The organism is Vaginisenegalia massiliensis, from assembly GCF_900604935.1.
GTDB lineage: Bacteria > Bacillota > Bacilli > Lactobacillales > Aerococcaceae > Vaginisenegalia > Vaginisenegalia massiliensis.
Genome location: NZ_UWPC01000004.1, coordinates 78,334 through 92,456 on the forward strand (window position 1 = coordinate 78,334; position 14,123 = coordinate 92,456).

Annotated in this window: 16 protein-coding genes; 13 read left to right on the top strand and 3 right to left on the bottom strand. The window is 39.1% G+C overall.

The features are described 5' to 3' along the window. Positions 1-17 precede the first annotated feature (17 nt). From EIH20_RS03580 to EIH20_RS03590, 3 genes are all read left to right on the top strand, one after another. Complete coding sequence (locus EIH20_RS03580) at positions 18-218, top strand: hypothetical protein (protein ID WP_124057996.1); 201 nt, start codon at positions 18-20, stop codon at positions 216-218. Between the two features lie 332 nt (positions 219-550). After that, a complete protein-coding gene (thrS, locus tag EIH20_RS03585) occupies positions 551-2,485 on the top strand; it encodes a threonine--tRNA ligase (RefSeq protein ID WP_164470855.1) in 1,935 nt (644 codons plus the stop codon). A gap of 128 nt (positions 2,486-2,613) precedes the next feature. Next, positions 2,614-4,032: a basic amino acid/polyamine antiporter gene (locus EIH20_RS03590; protein ID WP_124057998.1), complete on the top strand. Its 1,419-nt coding sequence runs from the start codon at positions 2,614-2,616 to the stop codon at positions 4,030-4,032. 94 nt (positions 4,033-4,126) lie between these two features. Here EIH20_RS03590 and EIH20_RS03595 read toward each other — a convergent pair whose 3' ends face one another. Then, on the bottom strand, positions 4,127-5,320 hold the full coding sequence (locus tag EIH20_RS03595) for a D-alanyl-D-alanine carboxypeptidase family protein (RefSeq protein WP_124057999.1): 1,194 nt from the start codon (positions 5,318-5,320) through the stop codon (positions 4,127-4,129). 160 nt (positions 5,321-5,480) lie between these two features. On the opposite strand from EIH20_RS03595, the gene EIH20_RS03600 reads away from it, so the two are divergent. Genes EIH20_RS03600 through rplT form a run of 5 tightly spaced genes read left to right on the top strand, consistent with a single transcriptional unit; the run spans position 5,481 to position 7,993 of the window. Beyond that, the gene (locus EIH20_RS03600; protein ID WP_124058000.1) at positions 5,481-6,662 is read left to right on the top strand and encodes an O-antigen ligase family protein; all 1,182 of its coding nucleotides are present in this window, start codon (positions 5,481-5,483) and stop codon (positions 6,660-6,662) included. Between the two features lie 44 nt (positions 6,663-6,706). Then, complete coding sequence (locus EIH20_RS08640; RefSeq protein WP_277423380.1) at positions 6,707-6,829, top strand: hypothetical protein; 123 nt, start codon at positions 6,707-6,709, stop codon at positions 6,827-6,829. Between the two features lie 57 nt (positions 6,830-6,886). Next, positions 6,887-7,387: a translation initiation factor IF-3 gene (gene infC / locus EIH20_RS03605; RefSeq protein WP_124058001.1), complete on the top strand. Its 501-nt coding sequence runs from the start codon at positions 6,887-6,889 to the stop codon at positions 7,385-7,387. An 18-nt stretch (positions 7,388-7,405) separates the two neighbouring features. Next, positions 7,406-7,603 carry a 50S ribosomal protein L35 gene (rpmI, locus tag EIH20_RS03610; RefSeq protein ID WP_124058002.1) on the top strand — a complete coding sequence of 66 codons (198 nt, stop codon included), beginning with the start codon at positions 7,406-7,408 and terminating at the stop codon, positions 7,601-7,603. A 30-nt stretch (positions 7,604-7,633) separates the two neighbouring features. Continuing rightward, complete coding sequence (rplT, locus tag EIH20_RS03615) at positions 7,634-7,993, top strand: 50S ribosomal protein L20 (RefSeq protein WP_124058003.1); 360 nt, start codon at positions 7,634-7,636, stop codon at positions 7,991-7,993. 127 nt (positions 7,994-8,120) lie between these two features. On the opposite strand, the gene EIH20_RS03620 is transcribed toward rplT, so the two are convergent. Both EIH20_RS03620 and EIH20_RS03625 read right to left on the bottom strand, forming a co-directional pair. Then, positions 8,121-8,813, bottom strand: a complete 693-nt coding sequence (locus EIH20_RS03620) for a DsbA family protein (RefSeq protein ID WP_124058004.1) — start codon at positions 8,811-8,813, stop codon at positions 8,121-8,123. An 82-nt stretch (positions 8,814-8,895) separates the two neighbouring features. Next, positions 8,896-9,501: a CYTH domain-containing protein gene (locus EIH20_RS03625; protein WP_124058005.1), complete on the bottom strand. Its 606-nt coding sequence runs from the start codon at positions 9,499-9,501 to the stop codon at positions 8,896-8,898. A gap of 228 nt (positions 9,502-9,729) precedes the next feature. Here EIH20_RS03625 and yjbM point away from each other — a divergent pair, with 228 nt between their 5' ends. From yjbM to mgtE, 5 genes are read left to right on the top strand one after another with little or no spacing between them, the layout of a single operon-like run. Continuing rightward, positions 9,730-10,341, top strand: coding sequence for a GTP diphosphokinase (gene yjbM / locus EIH20_RS03630; protein ID WP_206424101.1), 612 nt, complete (start codon positions 9,730-9,732; stop codon positions 10,339-10,341). A gap of 18 nt (positions 10,342-10,359) precedes the next feature. Continuing rightward, on the top strand, positions 10,360-11,205 hold the full coding sequence (locus tag EIH20_RS03635) for an NAD kinase (protein WP_124058006.1): 846 nt from the start codon (positions 10,360-10,362) through the stop codon (positions 11,203-11,205). Next, positions 11,202-11,801 carry a DUF6568 family protein gene (locus EIH20_RS03640; RefSeq protein ID WP_164470856.1) on the top strand — a complete coding sequence of 200 codons (600 nt, stop codon included), beginning with the start codon at positions 11,202-11,204 and terminating at the stop codon, positions 11,799-11,801. Before EIH20_RS03635 ends, EIH20_RS03640 begins: the two co-directional genes overlap by 4 nt. Before the next feature lie 3 nt (positions 11,802-11,804). After that, positions 11,805-12,695 (top strand): RluA family pseudouridine synthase, encoded by an 891-nt coding sequence (locus EIH20_RS03645; RefSeq protein ID WP_124058008.1) that lies wholly within the window; start codon positions 11,805-11,807, stop codon positions 12,693-12,695. 31 nt (positions 12,696-12,726) lie between these two features. Beyond that, positions 12,727-14,091: a magnesium transporter gene (mgtE, locus tag EIH20_RS03650; RefSeq protein ID WP_124058009.1), complete on the top strand. Its 1,365-nt coding sequence runs from the start codon at positions 12,727-12,729 to the stop codon at positions 14,089-14,091. Positions 14,092-14,123 lie beyond the last annotated feature (32 nt).

The window sequence follows — 14,123 nt, forward strand, 5'->3', positions numbered from 1 at the left end:
GCAAAGGATAGAGATAAATGAATACAGAAGAATACATTAAAACTAACCGTTTGATTATCGTCTATTTAGGCGTGGCAACTTTAATCCAAATCTTGGTTCTATTAGCCTATTACTTCAAAGAGAAGCAAACCATTCTTGCTTTTCCAATGTTATTGGGTTTGGTTATGACCCTTGGAGCACTCGTTAAATTAATTAAAATTGATCGGCAACGGCGTTAATTATTGAACCTTGCTTGTCACGAGCAAAAATTCATGGTATAAAGGGATTATAATTTCTTAATGAAGACAGCATGTTAAGCAGATTGATTAGAGAGAGAGATGGGTTGGTGCAACATCTTATCATGGTTTAATATGACCCCTTCATGGAAGCCATTTGGAAAAACCTAAAAATAGGTTGAGTAATTTTGGCCGTCGGAGCGCGTTAAGTTCGTTTGAGGTTATAAAGCATGGCTTTATAATAAATTTGGGTGGAACCACGTAATGAAGTTAACGTCCCATTGACTCCTTGGAGTCAATGGGACTTTTTTGTTAGATAAGAAAGGGGAATAATGATGATAAAATTAGTTTTTCCAGATGGAAACATTCGCGAGTATGAAGCAGGGATCACACCCGTTCAAGTTGCACAATCGATTAGCTCTTCCTTAGCTAAAGCGACTTTAGCTGGGAAATTTAATGGGGTATTAATTGACCATAACCGACCAATTGAAGAGGACGGATCAATTGAATTAATCACTGATAAGAGTGAAGAAGCTTTGCAAATTATGCGTCATTCGACCGCACACTTAATGGCTCATGCTATGAAACGTCTATTTCCTGATATTCATTTTGGCGTAGGACCAGCCATTGAATCTGGCTTCTATTATGATACTGATAAAGAAGTTCAATTAACGGAAGATGATTTAGTTCAAGTTGAAAAAGAAATGAAGAAAATTATCAGTCAAAATTATCCGATTGAACGACGTCAAGTTACTCGTCAAGAAGCCTTGGCTTTATTTGCTAATGATCCATACAAAGTAGAATTAATTCAAGATTTGCCTGAAGATGAAGTCATCACGGTTTATCAACAAGAAGATTTTACTGATTTATGTCGTGGTGTACACGTTCCATCGACGGGTAAAATTAAGGTATTCAAATTATTGTCTTTAGCAGGAGCTTATTGGCGTGGAAATTCAAATAACAAGATGATGCAACGGGTATACGGAACGGCCTTCTTTAAACAAGCAGACTTAGATGAATTTATGCGTCTTCGTGAAGAAGCTCGTGAACGTGATCATCGTAAACTAGGCAAAGAGTTAGGCTTATTCATGGTTTCGCAAGAAGTGGGATCAGGCTTACCATTCTGGTTACCAAAAGGAGCAACCATTCGCCGGGTTATCGAACGTTATATTATGGACAAAGAAATTAGTTTAGGTTATGACCACGTCTACACACCAATCATGGCTAAGGTTGACCTTTATAAAACATCTGGTCACTGGGATCACTATCGGGATGATATGTTCCCACCAATGGATATGGGCGATGGTGAAATGTTGGTTCTACGTCCAATGAACTGCCCGCATCACATGATGATTTATAAAAATGATATTCATTCTTACCGTGAATTACCGATTCGGATTGCTGAACTAGGGATGATGCACCGGTATGAAAAATCAGGTGCCCTATCAGGTTTACAACGGGTTCGAGAAATGACCCTTAACGATGCTCATATTTTTGTTCGCCCTGATCAAATCAAAGAAGAGTTTAAGCGTGTTTTACGTTTAGTTGAAGATGTCTATGCTGACTTTAATATTACCGATTATCGCTTCCGCTTGAGTTATCGTGATCCGAACAATACGGATAAATATTTTGATGATGATCAAATGTGGGAACGGGCTCAAGCTATGTTAAAAGAAGCTATGGATGAATCGGGACATGATTACTTTGAAGCTGAAGGAGAAGCAGCCTTCTATGGACCTAAGTTGGACATTCAGTTCAAAACAGCCATTGGTATTGAAGAAACCATGTCTACTATCCAATTAGACTTCTTGTTACCAGAACGTTTTGACCTAACTTATGTGGGTGAAGATGGTGAAAACACGCACCGTCCAGTCGTTATTCACCGTGGAGTAGTGTCAACAATGGAACGTTTTGTGGCTTATTTGATTGAAGAATACAAAGGAGCCTTCCCAACTTGGTTGGCACCGGTTCAGGCGGTCATTATCCCAGTAAGCCTTGATGCCCATGCAGACCGCGTTCAAGAAATCTATGATGAATTGAAAGCTCAAGGTTTCCGTGTTGAAATGGATTTACGTAATGAAAAATTAGGTTATAAGATTCGTTCGGCCCAAACATCGAAAGTTCCTTATCAATTGGTTATCGGTGACCAAGAAGTCGAACACGGAACGGTTAATATTCGCCGTTACGGTTCAAACCAATCGGAATCGTTATCATTCGATGACTTTGTTCAAAAACTTCAGGAAGATGTGGCTAAGAAAAGCCGCGCATAAGCTGAGATAAACCATTAAACAAATGATTTTTACAATAAGCTATTGCAAATTATTGTTAAATAGCTTATTGTTTTTTTATCTCATTTTTATGCGGTTCGGGATGGAAAGGTTACATATAGGTGATATAAATGGATAAAAACCAACAAAAAATCGGCTTAGTTGCCCTGATTGGTATTATGGTCAGCAAGGTCGTTGGCTCAGGAATTTTTAATTTAATGAAAGAAATGGGGCGGGTGGCTTCCCCAGGGGCCATGCTAATTGGTTGGTTGATAGCTTTCCTTGGCATGGGCGCCTTTGTGCTGGTTCTGCAACATTTAAATGAAGAACGGCCAGATTTGGATTCAGGTATTTTTGCCTATGCCCAAGCGGGCTTTGGAGACTATGTAGGCTTCAATTCCATCTGGGCTTATTGGATTTCCAACATTATTGGAAATGCGGCTTATGGGACTCTATTCTTTGGGACGGTTTCTTTCTTCTTTCCTCAATTTGGTGGGGGAGAAAACCTCATTTCAGTCCTCGGGGCAAGTATGATACTTTGGCTGATACATTATAAGTTAGCTAAAGGGCTTTCGTCAGCAGCCTTATTAAATACCGTCGTATTGATTGCTAAAATTGTTCCTATTCTTCTTTTTATTGTCATTATCTTCTTTGGATTCAAACAAGATATCTTTAACCAGGATATTTGGGGGAATCTAAAAGAAAACTTGGTTGTCGGTTCTGTCACTGATCAAGTGAAAAACACGATGTTAGTAACGGTATGGGCCTTTGTGGGCATTGAAGGTGCCGTTGTTTTTTCAGGTAGGGCCAAACGACGATCAGATGTAGGGAAGGCGACTTTACTAGGTTTTATTTCTGTCAGTATGATTTATTTGATGGTGACCGTGTTAGCTTATGGAGTGATGAGTCGACAAGAATTGGCGGCTTTACCTAATCCAGCTATGGGTTATATTTTGGAACGTTTCCTTGGTAAAGTGGGAGCTTCGATAGCTAATGCCGGTGTGATGATGTCGGTCTTTGGGGCTTGGCTTTCAGGCACTATGTTGGCTCAAGAAGTTGCCTATCAAGCTGGAATCCAAGGTTTGTTTCCTAAATTATTTACCAAGATCAACCGTCACCATGTTCCGATTGCTGCTTTGACCGTGACAACCTTAATTGTTCAATGTTTGTTCTTCTTGTTTGTGATGGTCAATGGAGCCTATTCTTTCTTTTCTCAACTCTCGTCCGCGGTTATATTAATTCCATATCTCCTAGTTGTTCTTTTTCAATTAAAAGAATTTCATCAGAAGAAGGGCTTAGATAACGGGCTCAAACCTTTAGTCTTGACAATCAGTGCCTTTGTTTATTTGATGTGGGTCTTCTATGCTTCCGGACGTCAATTCTTAATTTTAGATATGTTAACCCTCTTGCCAGGTGTAGGTCTATATATATATACTCGCAAACAAGCTGGGAAAGTTATTTTCAAAAAATACGAATGGCTTATTCTAGCTGGTGTAGCCATTCTCTTTATTTATGGGGTTATGAATATCCAAGCCGTTTTAGGTAATTAAAGAACACTTGAGGCAAGATAAATGCCATGGATTGCTTCATTTAATGCACAAAAAAGCCAACCTTCAAGAAGAAGGTTGGCTTTTCATTTGAGTTTTAGAATTTGAAGATATCGCGCATGAGTTTAGTTAAACCAGTATCGCGTTGATTTTTTAATTCTTTTTTGCCGTCTTTTTTCTCATCAGCTTTGGCTTTTGCAGCTTCTTTTTCCGCTTTAGTTAAACGTTTGTTGATACTGAAGCCGTCCTTTTTATAGAGGTCAGGATATTGACTCAAGGTATCTAATAGAGTATAGATGCCCGGATAGCTTGATTCTTGGGCACCCATTAAAACAGTGATAACCTTACGGCCATTTTCAGTACCAGTGGCTACATAGCATCGTCCCGCTCCGTCAGTGAGACCAGATTTTAATCCGGTCATTCCTTTACGACCATAGGTTTTACCATCAAGTAATTCACTTGGATTTACTAATTGTTTTTCTTGAGGGGTTCCTGCCATAAAGGTGTATTCATATTGAGATGTAATATCAAGAATTTGAGGATACTTTTCGATTGTGTATTTAGCCACTAAAGCCATATCACTGGCAGATAATTTATTTTCGTCGCCTTCTTTGGCATCATCGATCCAATAATCTTGTGGCAAATATTGCACTGGAACGCCCGATGTTGAATAAAATGAGTAGTCATCAATGCCCCATTCATCTAACTGATGACGAATGGCTTTGACGCCTTCTTGTTCAGAACCATAAATTTTCCACATTAAAGCGGAGGTGGCATCGTTACCTGAAGATAACATAATACCATTCATTAAGTCTTTCACTGAATATTCAACACCCGATTCTAAGCCAACATTGGACAAATCAGGATTAGAAGAGATGTTCTGAACAATGGTGTCCGGAATGACGATTTTTTCGTCTTCTTTTAGTTTTCCTTGTTCGATTGCTTGATAGATTAAATACATGGATAAGACTTTTGACATGGAAGCAATAGGATATGCTACGTTACCTTCTTTTTCCATTAAAATTTTATTGGTTTCTTGGTCGACGACGACATAAGAACGACCATCAACTTGAACGTTATTCAATGCTTCGGGATAATCTTTCGGCATTTGTAGTGCTTGAATGGGTGCTTTGACTGGTGTATCTTGAGTTAAATTAGGTGTTTTAGATAGCTCCTCTTGAGCAGCGACTGTTGGTAGAGTAGACAAGACACTGGTACAAGTTAAACTGAGTATGAGTAATTTTTTATATGTTTTGGTCCAAGACAAGATGGATAACCCCCCGTTAGTCATTACCTCACCATTATAGCGGAGACAGGATAACTTTCCAATAAAAAGTTATTGATAAAAATAGTAATTTTATTGCTTTTTCTGTTAAAATTATAGACTAGGTATATTAAAATTATAGAATAATCTTTATAATAGAAGAAATGAACAAAAAGGGAGGGCAATCATGGCTCAAAAACAAGAAAATCATTGCGAGATTAATTGGTATGCTAGCTTTGAACGATTGATGGTGATTGCTACAATTGGTATCCTCCTACCCTTTTATATTGGGTCTCCCATTCTGATTGGGGTCTTAATGACTCTCTTAATTCGAGATCGCGCTCACTTAGGTGAACACTTTTATGCTATTCGGGGCCTGAGTTTATTTTTTGCTTTTGGTGCTATTGTTTCTTTAGTTAATCGAAATTTTATTGGCGTGGGTGTGATGGTGGCCTTAACGGCCTTTTCCTTATTTTTTGTGATATATCGTCGTTATGTTCAGCCGACGCTATGGCTTAAATTATTAAAAATCTGTCTGATTGGGGGCCTATTTACCCAAGGGTTTGCCTTAAGAAATTATTGGAAATTCATCCAGGAGCATCATTATTTTTGGTTGTATATTTTGAAGGATTCTAGCCCAAACTTTCGGGCGGAGTCTACCTTTTTCAATGCTAATTATTTTGGTTTGTTTTGTATCTTTTGCACCTTAATCGCCATTTATTTTCTCTTATCCAAAACATCTTTGGCTTGGAAGCTAATCAGTGTTTTCTGTCTTTTGCTGACTTTAATTGCGATTGTTTTAACGGCATCACGTATGCTACTACCTACACTTTTTATTTCCAGTGTTTGGTTAATTTACTTTATGCATAAGAAGTTGGGACTATATGTTCTCGGCTTGATTGGTCTAGCTACAGCTTTACTTGTGCTAAATCCCCATGTTATTCCGCGTTTCCAGTCCTTACAGTATGGTTTTAAGGATCGCTTTTGGTTATGGGAAACGGGTTGGAAAATCTTTACAACTAGCCCGTTAACGGGTCGAGGGGCAATGTCTTATGTCCGCTATTACTATTTGTTTGATGGTAAACCGCAGATGCATGCCCATCAAATTTTAATCGATAGCTTAGCCAATTATGGTCTCGTTGGCTTAATGTTACTAAGTGTAGCCACAGCTGATTTTTGGCGTTGGTTAGCGAGCGGAGTAAGAGTAGGAGAATTGCGCAAAGGCTTAGGCTTAGTGACAGCTTTCATTTTGGCAGTGGTTATTCACGGCATGATGGATGTGTCAGTGTTTTGGGTGCAAACGGGTTACATTTTTCTCTTGGTTGCTCTCACTCCCGAACGTGTTTTACGATCTGTTGAAAATAGTTAAATATTTTCTTGCAAGTAAAGAAATGGTGTGTTAAACTGTTTAAGTTGAGAAAACAAGTAGAAACACGCCGTTTCTCGCCAATCACACGAGTGACTTGGCAAATACTACTGTTAATTCAGGATATTTCGGCGAGTTTATCTACGGATAAGCTGGCTTTTTTGTTTTAATCTGCTTGAATGATCAAATAAAAACTATGGAGGTGGCCAATCATCGTTAAAGAATTAATCATCAATGAAGATATTAGAGCCCGTGAACTATTGGTTATTGGTGACAATGGGGAACAAATCGGACTTAAATCACTAGATGATGCCTTAACAATTGCAGAAACGTTTGGACTCGATCTTGTTCTTGTTTCTCCTAATGCGAATCCACCGGTAGCTAGAATCTTAGACTACGGTAAATATCGCTTTGAGATGCAGAAGAAAGAAAAAGAACAACGTAAGAATCAAAAAATTGTTAGCGTCAAAGAAGTGCGTTTAAGCCCTTCGATTGAAGACCATGATTATCAAACCAAATTACGCGCTGCTATTAAGTTTCTTAGCAATGGTGACAAAGTTAAAGCGTCTATTCGCTTTAAAGGTCGTGCTATTACCCATAAGGAACTTGGTCGCGATGTCTTAATCGATTTTATTGAAGATACGAAAGAGTATTCAACAGTGGAATCACAACCCAAAATGGATGGACGGAGCATGTACATCATGTTAGCGCCATTATCACAAGATTAATAATTAGGAGGAATTCTCATGCCAAAACAAAAAACTCACCGCGGTTTAGCTAAACGTGTTAAAAAGACTGGTTCAGGTAAATTAAAACGCGATTCTGCGTTCACAAGTCACCGTTTCCACGGTAAAACTAAGAAACAACGTCGCCAATTACGTAAAGGTGGCTTAGTATCTGCATCCGATATCAAACGGATCAAACAACAAATCGCAGCTTTATAATCACTGATATTTTCTAAGGAGGAAACTTAAATGGCACGTGTTAAAGGTGGATACGTTACGCGTCAACGTCGTAAACGTACATTAAAATTAGCAAAAGGTTACTACGGTTCAAAACATACTTTATTTAAAACAGCTAAGCAACAAGTTATGAAATCATACATGTATGCTTACCGTGACCGTCGTCAAAAGAAACGTGATTTCCGTCGTTTATGGATTACACGTATCAATGCGGCTGCTCGTATGAACGGATTAAGCTACAGCGTATTAATGAACGGCTTAAAAGTGGCTGGTGTAGAAGTTAACCGTAAAATGTTAGCTGATTTAGCCGTTAATGATGCTCAAGCATTCACGGCTTTAGTAGAACAAGCTAAAAAAGCTTTAAATAAATAATAAGTTAACCACGCGCAAGCGTGGTTTTTTTGTTGAGAAAAAATTTGTTTTAACAAAAAAACTATGTTGATTTCATTCACTTGAACGTGGTCAACATAGTTTTTCTACTATCGTATAGGAATTTGAATTAAGGCAAAAGTCGTAAATGAGGTTGACGTTTGATAACTTGCATTTCGGGACTATAGCCAGGGTAAGAATCAAAATCTGCTTGGGTCATATAGTCTAATTGATCGAAAATGAGGTCCTGGGTAATATGATCTTCGATTACCAAGCCAGATTGGGAGGCTGAATGTTCAAAAAGCACGAGGGTAGGTGTAGCCTGGACTTTCATATCGGTCGCAATCTTTTGATCATTCAAATGGAGTTGTTTGATAAAAGCCGAAGAGCGGTCAATCAAAAACATATCAATGTCTAAGCCGACCTCTTTGGCAATATCTAGCACAAATTCGTCGTTGTAACGGTCAATTTGTAGGTCGAGTTGTTGTTGCATTTTTAATAAGAAAAGCCGCCCCTTTTTTTTGCCTTGCATACAAGCTGCCTTATAAGCTAGGGAAGCATTGTAAATAACGTTATATATTTTGTTACGGGTTGCTAAATCGTGACTTGGAATTTTCAGTTGTTTCATAAAGTCCACGACGGTTCGTTGATTGTGGAAGCAAAGTATATGAATGTCAGTTTTAGACGAAATTCGATCAACAGCATTCATCATTTCTTGTTGGGAATAATAACAGATACGACCCAATGGATTAACGAAAAGGTAAAATTCAAAGACCTTACTCACGCCATTAGTATGGTAGTCCACTTGGTAACTATTCATCATCGACTGACACCTCCTTTTCTTCTGGTCAAAATTCTAACAGTCTCTTTCTTACCGTCATTCTATCAAAAAGACTTATGAGTCTCTAATTATTTGCCTTTTGGTCTTGAAGCTCTTGGTAGCGACGAGCGACACGGGCGATTTTCTTATCAGCCACTTGCCAAGGAATATTTAACTCAGTTAATAAGGCTTGGAAGCCAGCCAACCCTGCATTTAAATCGTCCGTCTCTAGTTCAATTTCATAATCTATGTGATTAAGGTAGTGACTCTCATCGAGCGCGAATTCGCCAAATGAACAAGGGATTTGATAGCGAATGGTGGTTAAATCGTAAGTCGCTCTTAGTTGTTCAAGTGGACCTAAGGCTTTAAGCTGGGCTAAAAGTTCAGAATCATGTATATAGTCTTGTAGAGCATGGTTAGGTTGAGGGGCAATGGGTTGAGGATTAAATTGCGAAATTTCTTGAGCGATATGATCCTGAGTTTGTTGCTTAAAAGTCCACTCACTTTTCGTTTCATAATTACGTAACCGTAAAATCGCAGCCACTTGTTTAAGTCTGCCATCGGGGAAATCATAATAGTAATTACTTTGACGGATAGCAGCTTGATTGTCTAAGTTAAAATATTGGAAGAGACGTTGATAACTATCATGATTTAATAGGACTTTTAATTCTTGTTCAATACTTGTTGCCATTAGCCTACCTCCTTAATTTAAAACAACGTTGTTATTGTACTACAATCCATCATAAAAGCCAATGGAAAGCGTTCTAATGGCCTTTGCTAGCTTGTCTAAAGAAGGTGAAAAAAGGATGCTTTTTTCGCAAAAAACCTTTCCAATATGACCGGATATGTTAAACTATAAAGTGGGTATTTTTACATATCAGCGGCGAATGAGGTGTGTGCAGTGATAGAGGATAATTTTATTGATGATTGGTCGGTCTTTTTAGCTCCCTATGGCCAAGCGGTTGAAGAATTAAAATTAAAATTAAAAAATATCCGCAAGGAATTTTTAGCCCAAAATCGACATGCTCCTATTGAATTTGTGACAGGGAGAGTAAAGACACGGGAAAGTATTTTAGAAAAAATGGAAATCCGCAAAATTAATCCGGAGGATATGTTAATAGGGGTACAAGATATCGCTGGTATTCGAATCATGTGCCAATTCGTCGAAGACATTTACGAAGTAGCCGAACTGCTTATGAATCGGAATGATTTTAAAGTTTTGTTAATCCGAGATTATATCCAGAATCACAAGCCTAGTGGTTATCGATCTTATCATATGGTTTTAGAATATCCGGTTCAACGAGCCAATGGAGAAATGAAAGTGATTGTCGAAGTACAGATTCGCACCTTAGCCATGAATTTCTGGGCGACTATCGAACATTCGCTCAATTACAAATATCATAATGATTATCCTGAGGAAATCTTGCGAAGGTTAGAACGGGCGTCTGAAGCGGCCTTCATGTTGGATGAAGAAATGTCAGAAATTCGCGACGAAATTCGTGAAGCCATTCGTATTTTTGATAAGAAATAGCTGGAAAGTGGGTATCTTATGAAACATAAACTCTATATTCATGCCAATGATACGTCTTGTTCGCAACATTGTCGGCAAGTCTTACAAGAACGAATCAATCCGGCTAAATTTTGCCTAGTGCAAGGTCATGAACAACCAGATATCGTGGTGACGATTGGTGGAGATGGGACGCTGATTACCGCCTTTCATTTATTTAATAATCGCTTGGATCAAACCGTTTTTATGGGTGTACACACAGGCCATCTGGGTTTTTATACTGATTGGAAAACCAATCAAATTGAAGCTTTGATCACGGCCTTGGATCAGATGCCGAGTGAAATCATTTCTTATCCGGTGCTTGAAGTTGAAATCGGCCTAATGAGTGGGCAAGTCATTAACAAACTGGCTTTAAATGAAGTCTCTTTACGTTCTTTAACAGGTACCATGGTTTGCGATGTTAAAATTAGTGGAGATTTTTTTGAGACGTTTCGGGGAGATGGTCTAAGTATTGCGACGCCAACGGGCTCTACGGGTTTGAATAAATCCCTGGGTGGGGCGGTCATTCATCCTAGTTTAGATTGTCTACAAATGACCGAAATGGCTGCCTTAAACAATCGAGTTTATCGCACCCTAGGGTCGCCGATTATTATCCCTAAAGAAGCGAGTTTTGAATTAGAACCCCATGATACAGATAAGAGCTTACTCTTAATGATTGATAATACTAGTTTGAGTGATTTAGAAATTCAATCAATCAAGGTGACAATTGCTGACCAACGTATTCAATTTGCCAGTGCTCAACATCGCGATTTTTGGAATCGAGTTGAGCGTTCGTTCCTTGGTTTGAAAAATCAATCAACAGATCAGATAAAGGATGGATGTCAATGAAACACACTTATAAAAAATTAATTTGTTTAAGTAGCCTTGTCATGAATTTAACTTGTGGACTTCCTTTGGCGGCGGCTGCTTCGGAGTCGACTGAAACGACAATTGCTAGTACACAAGCTAAAGAAGGAACGGTCAAAATTGATCCGAATTTAGCGATTCTTAAACTTGACGCAAAAGCGAAAGACAAATTATATGCTGAATTGGATCAAATTAATAAAGACGAAAAGGGTAAACATGAAATTCATTCCTATCCTACGATTAAGGAAATCGACTCTGATAAAGCCTTCGATGAAATCATGAAGCAATCTGAAAAAGAGTCGGTTATTATCTATTTGGGCTATGATGAGTGTCCGTTTTGTAAAGCTTTTTCTCCTAAATTAACTCATTTAACCCAAGAAACGAAACAAACGGTTTATTTTTATGATGTTAAGAAGCGGGTCCAAGATCCAGCCTTTCGTCAACATATTGATTTCTTTAAGGTAACCACCGTTCCCCATGCGTTTATTGTTAAGAAGGGTAAGGTAGAAGCAACGATCAATGATCAAAGCAAGATGCAAGACATTGAAGACTTTGTTTTGAAAGCCCAAAAGGACTAACCCATGTTATTTGAGTGGGTTTATGATCAGGCCCAACCACAGCTTATTCGTGACTACTTACGGGAATTAGGCTTACCTCGTAGCTTTGTGACTCACCTTAAGCAAGCACCGGGTCTGATCCGTCTAAATCAAGAAGCGGTGACCGTACGTGCCCGAATTCATTCGGGTGATATCTTACAGTTAGATGCGCCAAGTGAGACGGGTCACGACACGGTCATTCCTTCATATGAAGCAATTGATATTATTTATGAAGATCGCGATGTCTTAGTGGTTAACAAACCAGCTGATTTAGTTTCTATTCCTTCTCGTTTAAATCCGGCTTCCTCCATGGCTAATCGGGTAAAGGGTTATTATATTCAACAAGGCTATGATGACCAAGTGATACATATTGTCACCCGTTTGGATCGGGATACGACAGGGTTAATGTTAATCGCTAAACATCGACTTGCTCATGCTTTATTAGATCGGCAAATACAGGCTAAACAAATTGAAAAAATATATTGGGCGATTTCTAGTCGAGTGGGTTGGCCAGATCATGGTCTGATCAATCAGCCGATTGCTCGGCATGATCATTCAATTATAACTCGCCAAGTTCATGAGTCCGGTCAAGCGGCATTGACGGAATATTGGGTTGAAGACCGATTTAAGGATAGTAGTTTGCTTAAATTACAACTGCATACGGGGCGGACGCACCAAATTCGGGTCCATTTAACTTACGAAGGAGGCCCTTTGGTGGGCGATGATCTGTATGGCGGACCGCTTATTGAACCTTTAAATCGCCAAGCACTACACTGTGGACAACTAAATTTCAGTCAACCATTCAGTCAGGAGAGGATACAATTATCCATACCCCTTGCACAGGATATGGCCCAATGGTGCCATCTGCGTAAATAACGCATAAATGGTAAATCGGAGGAGGAGAAAGATGGAAGTATTTGAAAGACCCTTTGAAGAACGAGTGAAAACTATGCAGCATCAACTAGCAAATAATCGCATGACCCGTTTTCGTACGGAGTTTTTAGCGCATCATAATTATGACCAGTCGCAATTATTTGCTGCTTTTTCTAAACAAGATCGTCAGCGTGTTTTTGAGTATCTTTCGCCATCTGAAGTGGCCAACTTTCTCGACGCAGCCGAATCAGAAGATGGGCAAATTGATGACTATTTCAAAGACATGACCAATGCTTATGCAGCGGCTGTCTTAAGTGAAATGTATGCCGATAACGCCGTCGATGTTTTGAATCAACTTCGTGATCGGGAACGGGTGAATATTTATATGCACCTGATGAAACCGCAAAGTGCGCGCGAAATCAGTCGATTAATTAATTACATTGATGAAACGGCTGGTTCGATTATGACAACTGAGTTTGTTACGGTGCCGGTGACGGCTACGGTAGGTGAGGCTTATGTTCATCTTAAACGGGAAGCGGTTCAAGCAGAGACCATTTATTATGTGTATGTGACTGATGCCAACCAACGCTTAGAAGGGGTCATTTCTTTAAGGGATTTAATTGTTCATGAAGACCAACGGTTAATTTCAGAAGTGATGAACCGTCGAATTATTTCGGTTCAAGTGAATGATGATCAAGAAGAAGTGGCTAAGATGGTACAAGATTATGACCTACTTGCTTTGCCAGTTGTTGGTTTTGACAAAGAGTTACTTGGTATTATTACCGTCGATGATATTTTAGACGTTATTCAGGAAGAAGCGGACTCGGATTACTCTGGTTTGGCCGCCGTCAATGTTAATGATCAACCTGAAACACCGTTTGGTGCCGCCAAAAGCCGTTTGCCTTGGTTAATTACTTTGCTCTTTTTGGGGATGGGAACAGCTACCCTAATTAGTCAGTATGAAAAACTCATTGAAACAGCCTCCGTTCTTTCTGCTTTTGTCACTTTGATTACGGGGACAGCAGGGAATGCTGGAACTCAATCGTTAGCGGTAGCTGTGCGGAAAATTGCCAACAAGTCAGAAGAAGATGAATTTTATAATTCAATCTGGTTTGAAATTTTGACGGGTGTATTTACCGGTTTAATTGTGGGTCTCACTATCTCGATTGTTGCCGGTCTTTGGAAACATAATTTGGTTTTGGGAGCCGTAATTGGGATTGCTATGACGTGTGCCATCGTGGTGGCCAATTTAGCAGGGGCTCTTATTCCGAAGTTGATGACGCGGTTAGGCTTTGATCCAGCTGTTGCTAGTGGACCATTTATTTCAACTTTAAGTGACTTAACTTCAGTATTAATTTACTTTTCGATTGCGTCGTTCTTCATTCAATATATTAAATAAAGAAATCCTCCTTAGCCTAGACTTAAAGATCA

Bases quoted from the DNA above. Each gene is read 5' to 3' on its own strand.
- thrS (WP_164470855.1), top strand. From the start codon at position 551: ATGATAAAATTAGTTTTTCCAGATGGAAACATTCGCGAGTATGAAGCA.
- mgtE (WP_124058009.1), top strand. From the start codon at position 12,727: ATGGAAGTATTTGAAAGACCCTTTGAAGAACGAGTGAAAACTATGCAG.
- EIH20_RS03635 (WP_124058006.1), top strand. From the start codon at position 10,360: ATGAAACATAAACTCTATATTCATGCCAATGATACGTCTTGTTCGCAA.
- EIH20_RS03600 (WP_124058000.1), top strand. From the start codon at position 5,481: ATGGCTCAAAAACAAGAAAATCATTGCGAGATTAATTGGTATGCTAGC.
- EIH20_RS03595 (WP_124057999.1), bottom strand. From the start codon at position 5,320: ATGACTAACGGGGGGTTATCCATCTTGTCTTGGACCAAAACATATAAA.
- EIH20_RS03640 (WP_164470856.1), top strand. From the start codon at position 11,202: ATGAAACACACTTATAAAAAATTAATTTGTTTAAGTAGCCTTGTCATG.
- rplT (WP_124058003.1), top strand. From the start codon at position 7,634: ATGGCACGTGTTAAAGGTGGATACGTTACGCGTCAACGTCGTAAACGT.
- EIH20_RS03580 (WP_124057996.1), top strand. From the start codon at position 18: ATGAATACAGAAGAATACATTAAAACTAACCGTTTGATTATCGTCTAT.
- EIH20_RS03620 (WP_124058004.1), bottom strand. From the start codon at position 8,813: ATGATGAATAGTTACCAAGTGGACTACCATACTAATGGCGTGAGTAAG.
- EIH20_RS03590 (WP_124057998.1), top strand. From the start codon at position 2,614: ATGGATAAAAACCAACAAAAAATCGGCTTAGTTGCCCTGATTGGTATT.
- EIH20_RS03625 (WP_124058005.1), bottom strand. From the start codon at position 9,501: ATGGCAACAAGTATTGAACAAGAATTAAAAGTCCTATTAAATCATGAT.
- EIH20_RS03645 (WP_124058008.1), top strand. From the start codon at position 11,805: ATGTTATTTGAGTGGGTTTATGATCAGGCCCAACCACAGCTTATTCGT.
- rpmI (WP_124058002.1), top strand. From the start codon at position 7,406: ATGCCAAAACAAAAAACTCACCGCGGTTTAGCTAAACGTGTTAAAAAG.